The organism is Kribbella sp. NPDC056345, from assembly GCF_042262745.1.
Classification (GTDB): Bacteria; Actinomycetota; Actinomycetes; order Propionibacteriales; family Kribbellaceae; genus Kribbella.
Window position 1 is genome coordinate 688,772 of record NZ_JBHJQQ010000001.1, and the last position, 17,206, is coordinate 705,977.

Consider the following 17,206-nt stretch of genomic DNA (forward strand, 5'->3'; position numbering starts at 1 on the left):
CGTCAGCTCACCACCGTCTCGTTGGTGCCGAACATGTTCTTGATTCCCTTGGCGGAGACTGTGCTGTGCCAGACCACGACGTCGTCGATCCGTCCCTTCAAGTAGTGGCTCGGTGAGCCGGTCGTCGTGTCACCGGCGCCGATCACCAGCGGCCCCGCGGCCTTCCACGGGCCGGCCGGGCCGGTCGTGCTCCCGACCTCTTCGCCATCGACGTAGATGCGCATCATCTTGGTGCGCAGGTTGTAGCTGCCGACAACGAAGTACCAGGTGCCAACCGTGGGAGCCGGGCCGCCACTCGTCCAGTGGGTTGTGGCGCTGGCGGTGTCCTCCGCTGCCATGCCGAACTCGAACCGCTGATAGGTCGTGCTGAACCGCAGCCGCAGCGCTGTGTTGTTCGCACCGGATGCGGCCACGATCGTCTGGTGTGCGTCGAGCGCATCGAGTCGCACCCAGGCTCCGACCGTGAACGACTCGTCGGTGTTGACCACCGGCGTGGTCGTCGCCGCGTAGTTCGTTCCGTCCAGCTCAAGAGCGCTGTCCGGGTTGTCCCACCAGCCGTCGTTGTACTGCGGCTGCCGGCTGAAGGTGAGGTTGCGGCCCTTACCGGTCTCGTCGACACCGGTCTCCTCCAGGGACCACCACGACGCGACCTCCGCGGGAGCGGATTCCTTCAGCGAAGCGGTGGGCTTGACGCCCCGCCAGACCTGTACGTCGTGCAGCAGGCCCTTGAAGAAGTCCTTCTGCCCCTGACCCCTGTCATGGCAGCCGATCGTCAGCGGCGCGTCCGCACGACCCGGCAGGCCCCGGGTCCACGTCATACCCTCCCGGCCGTCGACACTCGCGGTCCACTTCCCATCACCGTGGTACTGGAACTCGACGTACTGCCAGCCGGCCTTCGGCGGGACGTACGTTCCCCCGGCCGCTCTGGTGCCCATGGTCGCCAACCCGATCTGGGACAGCGAACCAAGCTCCCACTTGCCGTCGGCCGTGATCATCATGGCGAAGCCGTCCCCGGCGGAGTCCGCCTGCGAGAACAGCACTTGCCGTCCACCGGTCACCTGACCGGGCTTGACCCAGGTACCGATGCCGAACGGCGTGTCCGACGGAATGATCGGCGTACTCGTCGTGGCGCACGACTGGCCGTCGAGGACCAGTGCACCATCGGGGCGACCGAACGGGTCGAAGGACTGCTGGGCCGAGGCCGGCAGGGTCAGGTCACGACCGAAGCTGCTGGAATCCGTGCCGTCGCCGCGGAGATCCCAGTGCGCGATCTCGCCGTACGGGAGCTTCGCTCCGTTCGTGATCTCGGTCGGGGTCATCAGTCCCTGCCAGACGCCCACGTTGTCCACCGCACCGGTGAACGTGTGGGCAGCGCCGCCGCTCGAGGTCGGCAGGCAGCCGAGGCTGAAGAAGGCGGTCGCGTTCCACGGCGTGAAGCTCACGGCCTTCTCCCCGGCCAGGGTGCCGTTGAGGTAGATCCGCGACAGTCCGGCGTCCGGGTCGTACGTTGCGACGATACGCAACCACTTGCCGAGGGCAACCGGGTTGGGGACGGTGATGCTCTTCCACCCGTACGTGTCACCGGGTGCGTCAAGGAGTGAGAACGACCAGGTGTTGTCGGCCGCGTTGTGCTGGATCTGGTACATCGAGTGGCTCGTGTTGCCCTGGGCAAGCAGCTTGGTGTATCCGCTGTTCATGGCGTCCATGCGGACCGACAGGGCGACGGTGAACGCCGCGTCCGTGCGGATCGCGGTGGGTGCCTTCAGGCAGTCGTTTCCGTCGAACTCGACGGCGGAGTTGGCCGGGTCGACGGGGTCGGCCGCGAAGGCCGGATCGCCGGTGAGAACGCTCATGTTCTTGCCGTGGCTGGTGTCGTCGACGAGGTCACTGCCGAGCGGCCAGGCGGCCATCGGCGTCTTCGGGATGTTGCGGCCGGCGAAGAACGTGAACACCCTGTGCTTCGACTTGTTGCCGGCATTGTCGACCGCACGGATGTACAGGACATGCCGGCCGGCGGCGACGGCCGGCCTGCCGAGCCGCGTCGTACTGGTTCCGGGCAACCTCTGATCGAAGGTGTCGGTGTTCCACGAGTACTCGTAGCGGTTCAGGCCCGAGCTGGACCCGTTCACGGTCGGATCGCCGCCCGTGATGTTCATCGTCACGTTGGAGCCTTCGGTGACGGCCCCCGTCGGTCCGGTCACATCCGGCACCCGTGGCACGGTCGCGTCGACCCGGAAGTAGCAGTAGTTCGTGTAGCCGGAGTTCACTGCGTCGTACTGGCGCGAGTCACTGCGCGCCTGCCACCGGTACGGTCCGTCGGCGAAAGACTTGGTGCTCTTCCTGGACTGCGTGGACGCCGCGACCGGGTTCGGCGTGCGGTAGTAGTAGACCTCGCTCGTCGAGGCCGCCGGGTGGACCCGGAACCTCCAGTACACCGAGTCCGACTCCGAGGTCTTCACCCGGGCGGAGAAGGTCGGCTTCCGCTCGTTGATCCACGGCGACCCGGACAGGGTCGGGTCGCAGCCCGTGCCGTCGACGGTCAGCCGGTCCGGATGCGGCGGGTAGATGAAGTACGTGACGTGCAGCTTCACGCTCGTGGCCTTGATCCGCCGCCACGCGTCCCGGGAGGACTCGTTGGACGACCGCACACCGAACGAGATCGTGGAGTCCTTGTTGGAAGCCGCCGACTGGATGCGCTTCTTGACGTTCGAGCCGTCGAACTCGACCCATTCGTTGGAATTGCCCGAGCAGCCGGTCTGGTTCGACGACGGCACGGTCTTCGACTGCAACGGGTCGCCGTACCACCAGTTGACGCTCTTCCAGGAGGTCCCGTTCGAGATCTCGCCGGTGCGCCAGAGCTGCAGGCCCTGGTCGCCACAGCCGCCGGTGTGCGTCTGGAGCATGTTGACGCTCGCCGAGTCGATGTACTTGCCCTTCAGCTTGCCGATGTCGAGCTTGACCACCGAGCGCCACAGACCGCAACCGTCACCACAGGTGCTCCAGGTGTCGTTGCCGACCCGCATGCCACCGGACCGCGGCCAGCTGCTGTCTCCCGTCCAGCCCTGGCTCGGACGCCCCTGGAACACGTTCGCCCACGCCTTGCGGGTCGAGGTGAACGGCGGGTCGATGTACAGCGGGAACTTGAGGTCCGGGTCGGCCAGCATCTTGGTGTCCGGAACCAGGGTGAGCCCCGTCGCGGACTTCTGGACGTCGACGTCGCCGATCCGCCCGGGGTCTGCAGTCGCGGCGTTGGCCGTCTGCTTGCGTGCGGTCGCGCCGGCGGGCGAGGAGTCCCACATGATGCCCTGGCCGGCCTCGAACACGACGTCGCCGTCAGCGTTCAGTACGTCGATGCGCCCCGACTCGGGGTCTTCCACGACGGTCAGCCCGACCGTGGTGATGCCGACCCGGATCGTTTTCAGCTCCGGGTTCTCTGCCGCCTCGGGCGTCTTGACCACGAGCACCCAGGAGAAGCCGACAGCCTCAGCCTGTACGGCGAGGTCCACGTCGGGAAGCACGTTCGGATAGGTCGCCACCGCGCCACTGATCGTCGGCTTCGGCAGCGGACCCTTCGGCCAGGTCAACGACAGTACGCCGCCGTCCGGGTCGGTGGCAGTCACGAACGGCGCGGTACCACCGGCGCCGGTCTCGATGCGGATCACCGTCGCGGCCGCCTGCGCGGAACCGTCCGGCCGCGCGGCCAGCGTCGGGTCGATGTCGACCCAGGCGCCTGCGCTGTTCTGCACCCAGTACGGCTCGACCGCGATCTGCGTGTCGAGCAGGCCGGCCGGCGTCGCGAACGCCTGCCGGTCGATATCGCGGAACGGCAGCACCTCGACGTTGCGGTTGCAGGCGAGCGCGAGCCGGTACGCCTCGAACTCGTCCTGGGCGGTGGGATCACCGGGGAAAGTCGGACACGCGAGCGGCGGGAGCTCGCCGTCCGGCGGCTCGTCACCGGCCCGGGCCGGAAGGGCAGCCGTGGCCAGCAGGGCGACGGCCGTGAGCAAGGTGGTGGTGCCGCGAGCGAACGAAAGCCATCGCGCGCGGCGAGACGGCGGGCGACCGAACATGTAAGCCTCACAAATCGGCGAGCATGCGGTGCGCAACGCACCGCAGGGCGATGCCACGGCGGGCACCGCGGCGAGGTCACGCTAAACACCCCAGCCGCCAGACTTCTTGAGCCAAACTTGAGTGAGGGTCAAGGGGTGAATTTGAAGGGGGCTTCGGCCTGCTTGGCGCAGATTGCATTGGCAGCTGTGTCCGTTGGCTGCAGGACGGAGACGCGCGCCGCATAGCTGGTCCACGTCGGAGCTTGGCGGCCGTTGATGGAGTCGGGGCCCAGGGCTCGCTCGGCATCGAGGCGGGCGACGCCGTCGGGGCCGGTGGTAGCGGTTCCGAGGAGAACGCCGTTCGGGCCGAGTGCGAAGAACTCCACCTTGGCGCCGACGACCGGATCGCCGTCGTCGGTCAGCCGTGCTGCGAGCGACAGGTCGACGGTCGGCCGACCGTGGCCGACGACTGTCAGCGGGTCCACCGACAGTTCGGCCCCGCAGCCCGCGCCACAACCGGACACGGCGCCTGGCGACGCCAGCACAAAGGCCAGCGCCGCCAGTCTCGAACGATTGAGCACGAGGCCGAAACTATCCGAGTCTCAGGCCAACGAGACCAAGGACAGGTAGTCGTCGGACCAGAGATCCTCGTCGGCGTCCGGGAGGATGAGGACCCGGTCGGGGCGGAGGGCTTCGATGGCGCCTTCGTCGTGGGTGACCATGACGATCGCGCCTGGGTAGCTGCCGACTGCGCCGAGGACCTCGTCGCGGGAGGCGGGGTCCAGGTTGTTGGTCGGTTCGTCGAGTAGCAGGACGTTGGCGCCGGAGTGGACCAGGCCGGCCAGGGCCAGCCGGGTCTTCTCACCGCCGGACAGTACGCCGGCCGGCTTGTCCACGTCGTCGCCGCTGAACAGGAACGAGCCGAGCACGTTCCGGACCTCGCCGTCGGTCAGGCCGGGCGCGACCGCCGCCAGGTTCTGCCGGACCGTGCCGGCCAGGTCCAGGGTGTCGTGTTCCTGCGCGAAGTAGCCGAGCCGCAACCCATGACCCGGTACGACGCGGCCCGCGTCCGGCTCCTCCCGGCCGGCGAGCAGCCGCAGCAGGGTGGTCTTGCCCGCACCGTTGAGTCCCAGTACGACAACCCTGCTGCCTCGATCGATTGCCAGGTCGACACCGTCGAGCACCTGGAGGCCGCCGTACGCCTTCTTGAGGCCTTGGGCGGTCAGTGGTGTCTTGCCGGACGGTGCCGGTTCGGGCAGCCGGATCTTGGCCACGCGGTCGGTACGGCGTGCCGGTTCCAGACCGGACAGGAGTTTGTCGGCGCGGCGGGCCATGTTGCGCGCGGCCACGGTCGTGTTCGCACCGGCCATCATCTTGCGGGACTGGGCATGCAGGATCGCGGCCTTGCGTTCGGCCGTGTTGCGCTCCCGGGTCCGGCGCCGCTCGTCGAGCTCGAGCTGCTGCAGGTACTTGTTCCAGCCGGTGTTGTGGACGTCGATCGTGGTCCGCTGCGGGTCCAGGTGGAACACCCGGTTGACCGTTGCCTTGAGCAACTCCCGGTCGTGGCTGATCACGATCAGCCCGCCCGGGTAGCCGAGCAGGAACGACCGCAACCACACCACCGAGTCGGCGTCCAGGTGGTTGGTCGGCTCGTCGAGCAGCAACGTCTCGTGCTGCGCGAACAGGATCCGGGCCAGCTCGACCCGGCGCCGCTGCCCACCGGACAACTCGCCGACCGGCTGCTCCAGCGCCCGCACCGGCAGACCGACACCCCCGGCAAGCCGGGCCGCCTCGGCCTCCGCGGCATAACCGCCGCCGGCCTGGAATCGCGTTTCGGCCCGCGCGTACGCCGCCATGGCGCGCTCCTGGGCCGGACCGGTCGCCGTACTCATCGCTGCCTCGGCCTTCCGCAGGTCGCGGATGGCCGTGTCGAGGTCACGGGCGGACAGGATCCGATCGGTGACCGTCGTACCGGGGTCGGCCGCCCGCGGGTCCTGCGGCAGGTAGCCGACGGATCCGGAGACCGTGACGGTCCCAGCGGCCGGACGCTCTTCCCCGGCGAGCGTCCTCAGCAAGGTGGTCTTGCCGGCGCCGTTGCGCCCGACAAGGCCGACCCGGTCCCCCGGGCCGACATGAAAGGAAAGGTCGGACAGCAGCAAACGAGCGCCGACGCGAAGATCTACACCACTGACGGTGATCATGACTATGACTCTCTGTGAAGGCATGCGGGCACACTTCGGGTACGGAAGCGGGTCGCACACCTAGACACAGAGGCAAGTAGCCATACGCCCAGGGTAAACGAGCACCCCAGGAGCCGTCAGCCGAATTACTTGGCTGGGAGTTCGATGACGAAACGGGCGCCGGCGGTGGGGTTGGTGGTGACGTGGATGGTGCCTTGGTGCCACTCGACGTGGCGGGCGACGATGGCCAGGCCGAGGCCTACGCCGCGGCCGCGGCCGCTGGTTTCGCCGCGGCCGAAGCGTTCGAAGATGCGGGCGCGGTCTTCGGGGGCGATCCCGGGGCCGGCGTCGTCGACGGTGATGACGACCCCCAGGCCGCCGGCGCCGACGGTGACGCCTTTGCAGCCCCCGGCGTGGTCTTCGGCGTTCTCGACGAGGTTGGCGATGACGCGTTCGAGGCGGCGTTTGTCGGCCTGCATCACGAGGAACTCGGCGGGCGGTTCGACCGTGGTGATCGGGCGGCCGGCGGTACCGTCGGCGGCGGCACGGACCAGGTCGGCGATGCGGACAATCTCGCGGCTGCCACGGTCGCCGCCGTCGTCGCGGGAGATCTCCAGCAGGTCGATCACCAGGCGGCGGAAGCGGTCGAGGTCGTCGCCGAGCAGGTCGACCGGCTCCCGCACGGCCTCCGGTAGTTCGGCGCGGTGGTTCTGGATCAGCTGCATCGAGTTCAGCATCGTCATCAGAGGAGTCCGCAGCTCGTGGCTCACGTCACCGGCGAACCGCGCGTCCGCCGCGACCCGGCGTTCCAGATTGGCCGCGGTCTGGTTGAACGACCGCGCCAGACCGCCGAGGTCACGGTCCTGCTCCGCATCCAGTCGCGCGTCCAGCCGACCGCGAGCGACCGCATCCGCCACCTTGGTCAGCTCGGCCAGCGGGCGAAGTGCGAGTGTGCTGGCCAGCCGTCCGACCGCGAGCCCGACCAGCAGCGTGGCGATCGTCGCGGCGATCAGCGTGACCCGCAGCGTCTGCAGGGTGTCGTCCAACCCGTCCAAGGGATGCCATTGGAAGAGAGCATTCCCTGGTTGCTGCAGCGGAACGCCGACCGCCAGCACCCGCTGACCGCCCACGACGATCCGCTGATCGGCCGTCGTCCCCGTCTGGGCCGAGAGGATCAGGTCCTGCGGCAGGTCCGTGGGGCGGCCGGTCAGCGAGTACCACTCACCGTTCACATAGACCATCGAGGCGGCCGAGTCGCTCGTCGGCAGGCTGTTCAGCACGTCCATCACCGTCACACCCGGTCGCGGCTCCGCCGGCCCGCACTCCACGCGTAACCGGGCCGGCGTGCAGGGCGACGAAGCGCCGTACAGACCGAAGCGGAAGGCGGCCGCGTTGTCGGAGGTCTGGCTGATCGCAGACTCCCGGCGCTGCTCGGTGAGGTAGTTCGACACGATGCTCCACGTCACGATCGCGAGCACCAGCGACAGTCCGAGCGCGAGCAACCCGTAGGCGATCGTCACCCGCCCGCGCAGACTCGTGCTGCCCAGGAGCCGCACTCAGCTCACCAATCGGTAGCCGAGACCGCGGGCGGTGACCAGGTGGGTGGGGCTCGCCGGGTCGTGCTCGATCTTCAGCCGCAACCGCCGGATGTGGACATCGACGATCCGGCTGTCGCCGAAGTACCCGTAGCCCCAGACCTTGGAGAGCAGCTGCTCGCGGGACAGCACCCGCCCCTCGGCCCCGGCCAGCTCGGCGAGCAGTTTGAACTCGGTCCGCGTCAGCGGCAGCACCGTGTCCCCCCGCGTCACCTCGGCACCCGGTACGTCGATGGTCAGATCACCCACGACCAGTACGTCGGGCTGCCGCGCGTTGGCAGGCTCGACCCGGCGCAGCAGCGCGCGGATCCGGGCCGACAGCTCCTTGGCGACCAGCGGCTTGGTCACGTAGTCGTCCGCCCCGGCCTCCAGCCCGGCGACCACGTCGTGGCTGTCGGTCCGGGCCGTCACCATGATCACCGGTACGTCGCTCGTCCGCCGGATCTCGCGGCAGACGGTGAACCCGTCCCGGTCCGGCAGCATGATGTCGAGCAGGACCACGTCCGGTGGCTGCCGGCGCAGCGCCGCGAGCGCGTCGAGCCCGTTGGCCGCCTCCGCGACCTCGTAGCCCTCGTCTTCCAGGGCGAGCCGCAGTACCCGGCGGATGCGGGGCTCGTCGTCGACCAGCAACAGGCTGTGTGCCACGGGACCAGTGTCGCTCACCAGCGGTCCGCACGGTCGTTACGGCTGTCATGAATCCGTCATGTTCCCCCCGGACCCAGATGACAAGTCCTTGACGCTTGGGTGATCGCCGTTCCGGCCGGGTCCGGAAGTCCTAACTTCGGCGGCATCCAGTCCTGGAGGAGGACACATGGCTCGAAAGAGGCTGGCGGCCGTATCCCTGGCCGTCGTGGCGACCTTGGTGCTCGCCGCCTGCAACAGTAACGGCTCGTCGCCGACCGGATCGGGCACGGCGGGCGAACCGGTCAGAGGTGGAACGCTGAACATGCTCGGCGCACAGGACGTCGACTACATGGATCCGAATATCAGCTACTACTCCGTCGGCTACCTGAGCCTGCGCCTGTGGAGCCGCCAGCTGTTCACCTACCCGGCCGAGCTGAACGGCAAGAACACCACGCCGGTCCCGGACATCGCACCGGAGATCCCGACCACCGCGAACGGCGGGATCAGCGCGGACGGCAAGACCTACACGATCAAGATCCGCCCGGGCGTGAAGTGGGGCACGACGCCGGCCCGCCAGGTCACCGCGGCCGATGTTGTCCGCGGTTTCAAGCGGACCGCCAACCCGGTCCAGCCCTTCGGCGGTTCGCCGGACTTCGCCGAACTGATCGAGGGCTACCAGAAGTTCGCCGACGGGTTCGCCAAGGCGCCGAAGACGGTGGCGGGAATCCAGGAATACATCGACAAGACCCCGCTGCCGGGCGTCGAGGCCAAGGACGACAGCACGGTGGTCTTCCACCTCACCCAGCCGGCCAGCTACTTCGTCGACATGCTCACGCTGCCGGCCCTCTCCCCTGCTCCGGTGGAGGCGCTCAAGTACCTCCCGGCCAGCACGGAACTCGGCAACAACTTCCCCGCCGACGGCCCGTACAAGGTCGACTCGTGGGTACCGAGCAAGTCGATCACGTACTCCCGCAACCCGGCCTGGGACCCGGCCAGCGACCCGGTCCGCAAGGCGTACGTCGACAAGGTCGTGGTCACCCAGGGCCTGACCCAGGACTCGATCCAGCAGCAACTGCAGACCGGTACGCCGAATGCCGACATGGAGTTCGATGTCGCGCCACCGCCGTCGCAGCTGCCGGCGTTGCAGGCCAAGAAGGACCCGAACCTGAAGATCGGTGACACCGCGGGCTCCAACCCGTACGTCATCTACAACACCGCCTCGCCGAACAACAACAAGGCGCTGGCGAACCCGAAGGTCCGGCAGGCGATCAACTTCGCGATCAACCGCGACCATGTCCTGCAGGTGCTCGGCGGCAAGACGCTCGCTCCGCCGCTCACCCACGTGCTGCCCGATGTGATCGTCGGTTCCAAGCAGATCGACCCGTACCCGTACGACCCGGACAAGGCCAAGCAGTTGCTCGCCGAGGCCGGCTACCCGAACCTGACCCTGAAGTTCCTGTACCGCAACGCGGCCGAGGGCAGCAGCAAGGCCTTCCAGACGATCCAGCAGGATCTGACGAAGGCCGGGATCACGGTGACCGGCGTACCGTCGCCGAACTCGGACTTCTACGTGAAGTACCTGCAGGTACCGACCGTGGCCCAGAAGGGTGTCTGGGACCTGTCGCTGGCCGGCTGGGGTGCGGACTGGTACGGCAACGCGGCGCTGTCGTTCTTCAAGCCGCTGTTCTACGGCAAGGCGGCGTTCCCGCCGGTCGGCAGCAACTTCGGTCTGTACGACGACGCCGAGACCAACAAGCTGATCCAGGAAGCCGCCAAGGCGCAGACCGAGGACGAGGCCGCCGAGCTGTGGGCCAAGGCCGACGCGCGGGTGATGGACCAGGCGCCGTTCTTCCCGCTCACCAACAACAAGCAGGCGAACTACCACGCCTCCCAGGTGAACAACGCCGTCTACGTGCCCTCCCTGCAGAACTTCGATCCGACGAATGTCTGGCTCTCCAAGGACAAGCAGGGCGGATAGAACCTCATGGCTCTGCTTGAAGTAAGAGACCTCAAGGTCTCCTTCGACACCCCGGACGGTACCGTCCGCGCCGTCCGGGGCCTGTCGTTCGATGTCGAGGCCGGACAGACCCTCGCGGTCGTGGGCGAGTCCGGCTCCGGCAAGAGCGTGTCCACCCAGACGGTGACCGGGCTGACGCGCGGTGCGACGGTGTCCGGTACGGCGTACTTCGACGGCACGGACCTGATCACCGCGGACCAGTCGACACTGCGTCAGCTGCGGGGTGCCCGGATCGGGATGATCTTCCAGGACCCGTTGTCGAGCCTGCATCCGCACTACCGGATCGGCTGGCAGATCGTCGAGATGATCCGTGCCCACGACCGCGTGATCAGTAAGCAGGCAGCCCGGAAGCGGGCCGCCGAGCTGCTCACGCTGGTCGGTATCCCGCGGGCCGAGGAGCGCATCGACGACTACCCGCACCAGTTCTCCGGTGGGATGCGGCAGCGGGTGATGATCGCGATGGCGATGGCCCTCGACCCGGCGCTGCTGATCGCGGACGAGCCGACCACCGCCCTCGACGTGACCGTGCAGGCTCAGGTCCTGAACGTGATGCGCCGGCTCCAGCAGCAGTTCGGTACGGCGATCGTCCTGATCACCCACGATCTCGGCGTGGTCGCCGAGATGGCCGACGAGGTCGTGGTGATGTACGCCGGGACCGTGATGGAGCGGGCACCGCGCCGGGACATCTTCTATCGCAACCACCACCCGTACACCCAGGGACTGCTCGCGTCACTGCCGACGCGCAGCGGCGAACGGCTGACCCCGATCCCCGGCAGCCCGCCGAGTCTGATCAGCCTGCCGAAGGGCTGCCCGTTCGCGTCCCGCTGCCCGCACGTGTTCGACAAGTGCCGCACCGAGGCCCCGCCGCTGGCCGACATCGGCCCCCGGCATCAGTCGGCCTGCTGGCTCCCTGTTCAGGCAAGCGAGGCGATCGCGTCATGAACGACGTACTGCTGAAAGTGGACAACGTCCGCAAGGAATTCCCGACGCATGGCAAGGAGGTGGTCCACGCCGTCGACGGGGTATCCCTCGAGGTGTTCAAAGGCGAGACGCTCGGACTGGTCGGCGAAACAGGCTGCGGCAAGTCGTCACTGGCCCGCTGCATGGCCCATCTGTACGACGTGACCTCGGGCTCGGTGTCGTTTGAGGGCACCGAGATCAGCACGTTGTCCCGCCGGGCGATGCGGCCGATCCGCCGGGAGATCCAGGTGATCTTCCAGGACCCGTACGGCTCACTGAACCCGCGCCGCCGGGTCGGATCGATCATCGGTGACCCGTTCGCCATCCACGGGATCGCGTCCGGGGTTTCCAGGAAGAGAAAAGTCCAGGAGCTGATGGAGCTCGTGGGCCTGAATCCCGAGCACTACAACAGGTTCCCGGCCGAGTTCTCCGGGGGCCAACGGCAACGAATCGGCGTCGCGCGTGCGTTGGCGCTGCGCCCGAAGCTGATCATCTGCGACGAACCGGTCTCCGCGCTGGACGTGTCGATCCAGGCTCAGATCATCAACCTGCTGGCCGATCTCCAGCGGGAACTTGACCTGACCTATGTCTTCATCTCGCACGATCTCTCCGTGGTCCGGCACGTGAGCAACCGGATCGCGGTCATGTACCTGGGCAGGATCGCCGAGCTGGCACCGACGGACGAACTGTTCGGCCAGACCCGGCATCCGTACACCCGGGCCCTGCTGTCGGCGCTACCGGTCGCCGACCCGGACACCGCCGACAGCAGGGAACAGATCATCCTCGGAGGCGACATCCCGGCCGCGACGAACCCGCCGGAGGGGTGCAGGTTCCACACGCGGTGCCCGAAGGCCCGAGCCGACTGCGCGACGACCGAGCCCCCGATGATCGCCGTACTGGATGACACGGACGACCACCGGACGGCGTGCCTCCATCCGCTGACACTCGGCGAGGACCTGTCCACCGCCGTACCAGACTTGAAGGCATCATGACGGCCGCTCTTGAGCTCGTGGATGTGGTCGACGAGCCGAAGGCGATCGAAGGCCGCAGCCCGCTGGTGCTGGCGTTGCGGCGGTTGCGGCGGGACAAGGTGGCGATGATCTCGCTGGTCGTGATCATCCTGATCGTGCTGATGGCGGTGTTCGCGCCGGTGTTCGCCGCGATCACCGGGCATCCGCCGAACGAGCAGTACCGCGATATCGGCCTGACGCCGGAGGGGTTGCCGCGCGGGCCGAACGGCACCTTCTGGTTCGGCACCGACGACCTGGGCCGGGACATCCTGGTCCGGATCGCGTACGGCGCCAGGGTGTCGCTGCTGGTGGGGGTGTTCGCGACCGCCATCACGGTCGTGGTCGGAGTCGTGCTCGGGCTTGCTGCGGGGTTCCTCGGGGGGATCACCGACACCATCCTGACGCGACTGATCGACGTCGTACTGTCGGTCCCGTTCCTGCTGGTGGCGATCGCCCTGGTGTCGATCACCGGGCCGAGTCTGACCGTGACCGTGCTGGTGATCGGCTTCTTCAGCTGGGCCTCGGTGGCCCGGATCGTCCGCGGCCAGGTGCTGTCACTGCGGGAACGCGAGTTCGTCGAGGCGGCCCGGTCGCTGGGGGCGAGTGACGGCCGGATCATGTTCGTCGACGTACTGCCGAACGTGCTGGCCCCGGTGATCGTCTACACCACGTTGCTGGTGCCGGTGGTGATCGTGACCCAGGCGACGTTGTCGTTCCTCGGGCTCGGACTGCCACCACCCACCGCCGACTGGGGCGGAATGATCAACTCGTCGCAGAACTACTACACGACGTCCTGGTGGTTCATCCTCTTCCCCGGTCTGGCCTTGCTGATCACGACGCTGGCGTTCAACCTGTTCGGCGACGGCGTCCGGGATGCCTTCGATCCGCGCGCCGACCGGACCTAGGAGGCTTGTGATGGCTCGTTTTCTGCTCCGCCGTCTCGGGCACGGGGTGCTGGTGCTGTGGCTGATCTCGATGGCCATCTTCGCGCTGTTCTTCATTGCCCCCAGCAACGTTGCGCAGACCCTGGCCGGCCGGCAGGCGACGCCGGAGACGATCGCGCTGATCCAGCACCGGCTCGGTCTCGACCTGCCGGTCTGGAAGCAGTACCTGAACTTCGTCACGAACGCCGTCCAGGGCGACCTCGGGTACGACTACTACCACCAGGTGCCGGTGACAACGATCATCGGGCAGGCCTTGCCGGTCACGTTGTCACTGGCCCTGGGCGCCGCCGTACTGTGGCTGCTTCTCGGCGTGACGAACGGCGTCATCTCGGCCGTGCATCCGCGGTCGCTGGCCGATCGCGGACTGACGATGTTCGCGTTGTTCTTCTACTCGTTCCCGTCGTTCCTGCTCGGTCTGCTGTTGCTGTATTTCCTGTACTTCAAGCTGACTCTCGCCGGTTTCGACTGGTTCCCGGCCGGTGGGTACACGGCGTTCGGCGACGGGCCGGGGGCCTGGTTCCAGCACCTGGTGCTGCCGTGGATCGCGCTCGCCCTGCTGCTGGCGGCGACGTACACGCGGTTGACCCGCGGCTCGATGCTCGATGTCCTCGGCGAGGACTACATCCGGACCGCACGGTCGAAGGGGATCCGGGAGAGTCGGGTGGTCGTCCGGCACGGGCTGCGCAGCGCACTCACGCCGGTGGTCACACAGTTCGGGATCGACCTCGGGCAGCTCGTCGGTGGCGTGGTGGTGACCGAGACCGTATTCAGCCTTCCGGGGCTGGGCAAGACCGTGGTCACCGCGATCAACCAGCAGGATCTACCGGTGATCATCGGCATCGTGCTGTTCGCGTCGGCAGCGGTCGTGGTCGCGAACATCCTGGTCGATGTCGCCTACGCGTTCCTCGACCCTCGAGTCCGGTTGCACTAGAACAGGAGGGCGGTGGTCTGCGGGCTCGGGGTGGTCTGGACGGCGGCGAGGATCTCGGTGAGGGCGTCGTACTGACGTACGGCGGCCGCGCGGTCGCCCTGGATGAGGTGCAGCGAGATCAGCGCGCGGTGGGCAGCTTCCAGCAACGGCTCGAGCCCCACCGCCTGCTGATACAAGGCGATGCTCTCCTCGACCCGGCCCTCGGTGGCCTTGGCCTCGGCCAACGCCAGCAGATCCCCCTCCGCCATTCCAACAGCGTAACCTCCTGGGATGGCGATCGTCGTGTATGGAGCTGGGGGAATCGGCTGTTACGTCGGCGGACGGCTGGCGGCGAGCGGGAGCCCGGTGACGTTCGTCGGGCGGCCGCGGATGGCCGCCGAGCTAGCTGCCCACGGCCTGCGGCTGACCGACTACCTGGCCGCGGACCTGCGGGTCGAGCCTGGAGCGGTGCGGTACGAAACGACGCCGGCCGCGGCGGCCGAGGCGGATCTGGTGCTGGTGACGGTGAAATCAGCCGCGACGGCGACTGCGGCGGATGAGCTCGCCGGGGTGCTCAAACCGGGTGCTCTGGTGGTGAGCTTCCAGAACGGGATCCGGAACGGCTCTGTGTTGGCAGAACGGCTCACTGAGCAGCACGTGCTGACTGGGATGGTTCCGTTCAATGTGCTGAACAACGGCGGCGGGCATTTCCACCAGGGCACCGAGGGCGCGCTCGACATCCAGCGGGACGCCGCGTTGACGCCGTACGTCGGTGCCTTTGAGCAAGCGGGGCTGCCGCTGAAGCAGCACGACGACATCCTGCCGGTGCAGTGGGCGAAGCTCCTGCTGAACCTGAACAACCCGATCAACGCGCTGGCCGACGTACCGTTGCGTGACGAGCTGTCGGATCGGGCGTTCCGGCGGTGCCTGGCGGCGGCACAAGCCGAGACCCTGGACCTGCTGGCTGCCAAGGGGCTGGAGCCGGCGCAGATCCTGCGGGTCCCGATGCGCCGCTTCCCGATGATCCTGCGGCTGCCGAACTTCCTCTTCCGCCGGCTCGCCGCCGCGATGCTCGCCATCGACCCGCTGGCCCGGACCTCGATGTGGGAGGACCTGCAGGCCGGCCGGACCACCGAGATCGACTACCTGAACGGCGAGGTCGTCCGCCTGGCCTCCGAGCTCGGTCGGACCGCGCCGGTGAACGCTCGGTTGGTCGCTCTCATCCGCGAGGCGGAGGTCGAGCGGCGAGCGTGGTCCGGGGTCGAGCTGTACCGCGAGCTGCAGACCTAGCTACGCCGCCAGCTGCAGGAATAGTCGCGCGCGACCCTTGTCCGCGGGCCGCAGGTGTAGCTGCCCTGCACCCATGTTCCGCTGCCCCGGGGCGCACCCTACTCCGACACCTGGAACGGTAGGGGGCCTCGGACGGTGATGCTGGTGAGGCCGTAGCGGAAGCCGAGGTGCTCGTTCAGCTTCCGCATGTTCTCGTTGCCTTCCTGCGTCCACGTGTAGATCTCGGTCAGCCCGTTCTCCGCAGCCCACGCGGCACTCATCCGCTTCAGCGTCGACGCAACACCCCGGCCACGCCAGTCCCGCCGAACGGCGGTGTAGCCGACCTCGGCGCGCTGCGGCTGGTCCGGATCGGGGATCAGGCCGGCGAGCCCGATCACCTCGTCACCGTCGAGGGCCAGGAACATCGCCGCCGGATCATCGATCCACTCGGTCTCCCACTGCTCGGCCGTGACCTGCATCGGCCAAGCAAGGTCCATATCGGGGAACGTCGGCAGCGCGACCTGCTGGTAGGCCTGCGCCCACAGCTCCGGCCGCTCCGCCACCGAAACAATCCGGTACGCCGTAGGTGCGGGCGGCCGCGGTTCGTGCCCGATCGCGCGGAGCTGCTCGACCTGACGTCCGGTCTCGGTGAATCCGAACCGCTGCGCGAAGGCGAACGATCCCTCGTCGTCGACACTGGCCCCGCCGAACTCGTAGCCCTGAGCAACGGCATGGTCGACCAGCGGCCCCAGCACGGCAGTGCCGACACCCTGCCGACGAGCCTCCGGACGGACGCGGGCCCCCACGAAGGCACGACCGGCCTCCGACGAGCGATCGGCGAGACCGTGCCCGACGACCTTCCCGTCCACCTCGGCCAGGAGCAGCAGGCGCTCCGGACGCTTCAACTCGAGCAGCTCCGCCACGCTCGGGCAGCGTTCGTACGGCATCGCCGCGATCCGCACGTCCCGCCAGGCCTCGTAGTCCGCGTCGGTCAGCACGGGCCGGATATCCACCATGCTGACGGTTGTATCAGGGACGGGCAGCCGGCGGCAGCAGGTTTTCGTCGGCGATCGCCCAGCCGGCCGGCTCCGGGCCGAGCTGGTCGAGCTCGTCGAGCTGCAGCTCCGCCCACGGAGACAGCCCGGGGACGGCACGGATCTCGGACCACTCGATCCAGCGGTACGCCGCGACCTCGGCGGGAGCGGGCTCCGGTTCACCGGACCAGCGGACCCGGTAGACCGGGCAGACCTCGTTCTCGACCATGCCGTTCGGCATCTCGGCGCGGTAGCGGAACTCGGGCAGCACGAGCTCCGCCGTACCGTCGCTGATTCCGAGCTCGTCGGACAGCCGCCGTACAACGGCGTCCTCGATCGCTTCACCGGGGAGCGGGTGCCCGCAGCAACTGTTCGTCCAGACACCGGGCCAGGTCGGTTTGCCAAAGGCGCGCTGGGTGATCAGCACCCGGCCGAGGTCGTCCACGACGTAACTGGAGAAGGCCAGATGCAACGGTGTATGGGCATGGTGGACCGTCGCCTTGGCCTCGGTCCCGATCGACCGGCCGTGCTCGTCCAGCAGTACCACCAGCTCCTGCGTCACCCCACGAGGGTATGCGGATATCGGCCTGCGGGCCGAATGCGTGCGTGTTAGC

At 68.1% G+C, this 17,206-nt stretch carries 14 protein-coding genes; 6 read left to right on the forward strand and 8 right to left on the reverse strand.

Features of this window, described 5'->3' with window-relative positions; all coding sequences use genetic code 11:
- Window positions 1-2 precede the first annotated feature (2 nt).
- The 5 genes from ACFCV3_RS03145 to ACFCV3_RS03165 all read right to left on the reverse strand — a co-directional run bounded on the left by ACFCV3_RS03145 (window position 3) and on the right by ACFCV3_RS03165 (window position 8,469).
- On the reverse strand, window positions 3-4,070 hold the full coding sequence (locus ACFCV3_RS03145; protein WP_376025610.1) for a LamG-like jellyroll fold domain-containing protein: 4,068 nt from the start codon (window positions 4,068-4,070) through the stop codon (window positions 3-5).
- A gap of 128 nt (window positions 4,071-4,198) precedes the next feature.
- Window positions 4,199-4,630, reverse strand: coding sequence for a hypothetical protein (locus ACFCV3_RS03150; RefSeq protein WP_376025612.1), 432 nt, complete (start codon window positions 4,628-4,630; stop codon window positions 4,199-4,201).
- Between the two features lie 21 nt (window positions 4,631-4,651).
- Window positions 4,652-6,250 (reverse strand): ABC-F family ATP-binding cassette domain-containing protein, encoded by a 1,599-nt coding sequence (locus tag ACFCV3_RS03155; protein ID WP_376025614.1) that lies wholly within the window; start codon window positions 6,248-6,250, stop codon window positions 4,652-4,654.
- Between the two features lie 125 nt (window positions 6,251-6,375).
- Window positions 6,376-7,785, reverse strand: a complete 1,410-nt coding sequence (locus ACFCV3_RS03160; protein ID WP_376025616.1) for an ATP-binding protein — start codon at window positions 7,783-7,785, stop codon at window positions 6,376-6,378.
- Window positions 7,786-8,469, reverse strand: a complete 684-nt coding sequence (locus ACFCV3_RS03165; RefSeq protein WP_376025618.1) for a response regulator — start codon at window positions 8,467-8,469, stop codon at window positions 7,786-7,788.
- Window positions 8,470-8,635: 166 nt separating this feature from the next.
- Here ACFCV3_RS03165 and ACFCV3_RS03170 point away from each other — a divergent pair, with 166 nt between their 5' ends.
- The 5 genes from ACFCV3_RS03170 to ACFCV3_RS03190 are packed head-to-tail and all read left to right on the forward strand — an operon-like array spanning window position 8,636 to window position 14,310.
- Complete coding sequence (locus ACFCV3_RS03170; RefSeq protein WP_376025620.1) at window positions 8,636-10,426, forward strand: ABC transporter substrate-binding protein; 1,791 nt, start codon at window positions 8,636-8,638, stop codon at window positions 10,424-10,426.
- A gap of 6 nt (window positions 10,427-10,432) precedes the next feature.
- Window positions 10,433-11,407, forward strand: a complete 975-nt coding sequence (locus ACFCV3_RS03175) for an ABC transporter ATP-binding protein (RefSeq protein ID WP_376025622.1) — start codon at window positions 10,433-10,435, stop codon at window positions 11,405-11,407.
- Window positions 11,404-12,417 (forward strand): ABC transporter ATP-binding protein, encoded by a 1,014-nt coding sequence (locus ACFCV3_RS03180; protein WP_376025623.1) that lies wholly within the window; start codon window positions 11,404-11,406, stop codon window positions 12,415-12,417. The genes ACFCV3_RS03175 and ACFCV3_RS03180 overlap by 4 nt, the downstream gene beginning before the upstream one ends.
- The gene (locus ACFCV3_RS03185; protein WP_376025625.1) at window positions 12,414-13,340 is read left to right on the forward strand and encodes an ABC transporter permease; all 927 of its coding nucleotides are present in this window, start codon (window positions 12,414-12,416) and stop codon (window positions 13,338-13,340) included. The genes ACFCV3_RS03180 and ACFCV3_RS03185 overlap by 4 nt, the downstream gene beginning before the upstream one ends.
- 10 nt (window positions 13,341-13,350) lie before the next feature.
- Window positions 13,351-14,310, forward strand: a complete 960-nt coding sequence (locus tag ACFCV3_RS03190; RefSeq protein ID WP_376025626.1) for an ABC transporter permease — start codon at window positions 13,351-13,353, stop codon at window positions 14,308-14,310.
- Here the strand turns inward: ACFCV3_RS03190 and ACFCV3_RS03195 are convergent.
- The gene (locus tag ACFCV3_RS03195) at window positions 14,307-14,558 is read right to left on the reverse strand and encodes a BTAD domain-containing putative transcriptional regulator (RefSeq protein WP_376025628.1); all 252 of its coding nucleotides are present in this window, start codon (window positions 14,556-14,558) and stop codon (window positions 14,307-14,309) included. The genes ACFCV3_RS03190 and ACFCV3_RS03195 overlap by 4 nt on opposite strands.
- A gap of 22 nt (window positions 14,559-14,580) precedes the next feature.
- Here ACFCV3_RS03195 and ACFCV3_RS03200 point away from each other — a divergent pair, with 22 nt between their 5' ends.
- On the forward strand, window positions 14,581-15,579 hold the full coding sequence (locus ACFCV3_RS03200; protein ID WP_376025630.1) for a 2-dehydropantoate 2-reductase: 999 nt from the start codon (window positions 14,581-14,583) through the stop codon (window positions 15,577-15,579).
- A gap of 98 nt (window positions 15,580-15,677) precedes the next feature.
- Here the strand turns inward: ACFCV3_RS03200 and ACFCV3_RS03205 are convergent, their stop codons facing one another.
- Together ACFCV3_RS03205 and idi are read right to left on the reverse strand one after the other, a co-directional pair.
- Window positions 15,678-16,574 (reverse strand): GNAT family N-acetyltransferase, encoded by an 897-nt coding sequence (locus tag ACFCV3_RS03205; RefSeq protein WP_376025632.1) that lies wholly within the window; start codon window positions 16,572-16,574, stop codon window positions 15,678-15,680.
- 13 nt (window positions 16,575-16,587) lie between these two features.
- Window positions 16,588-17,154, reverse strand: a complete 567-nt coding sequence (gene idi, locus ACFCV3_RS03210) for an isopentenyl-diphosphate Delta-isomerase (protein ID WP_376025633.1) — start codon at window positions 17,152-17,154, stop codon at window positions 16,588-16,590.
- Between the last annotated feature and the right edge of the window lie 52 nt (window positions 17,155-17,206).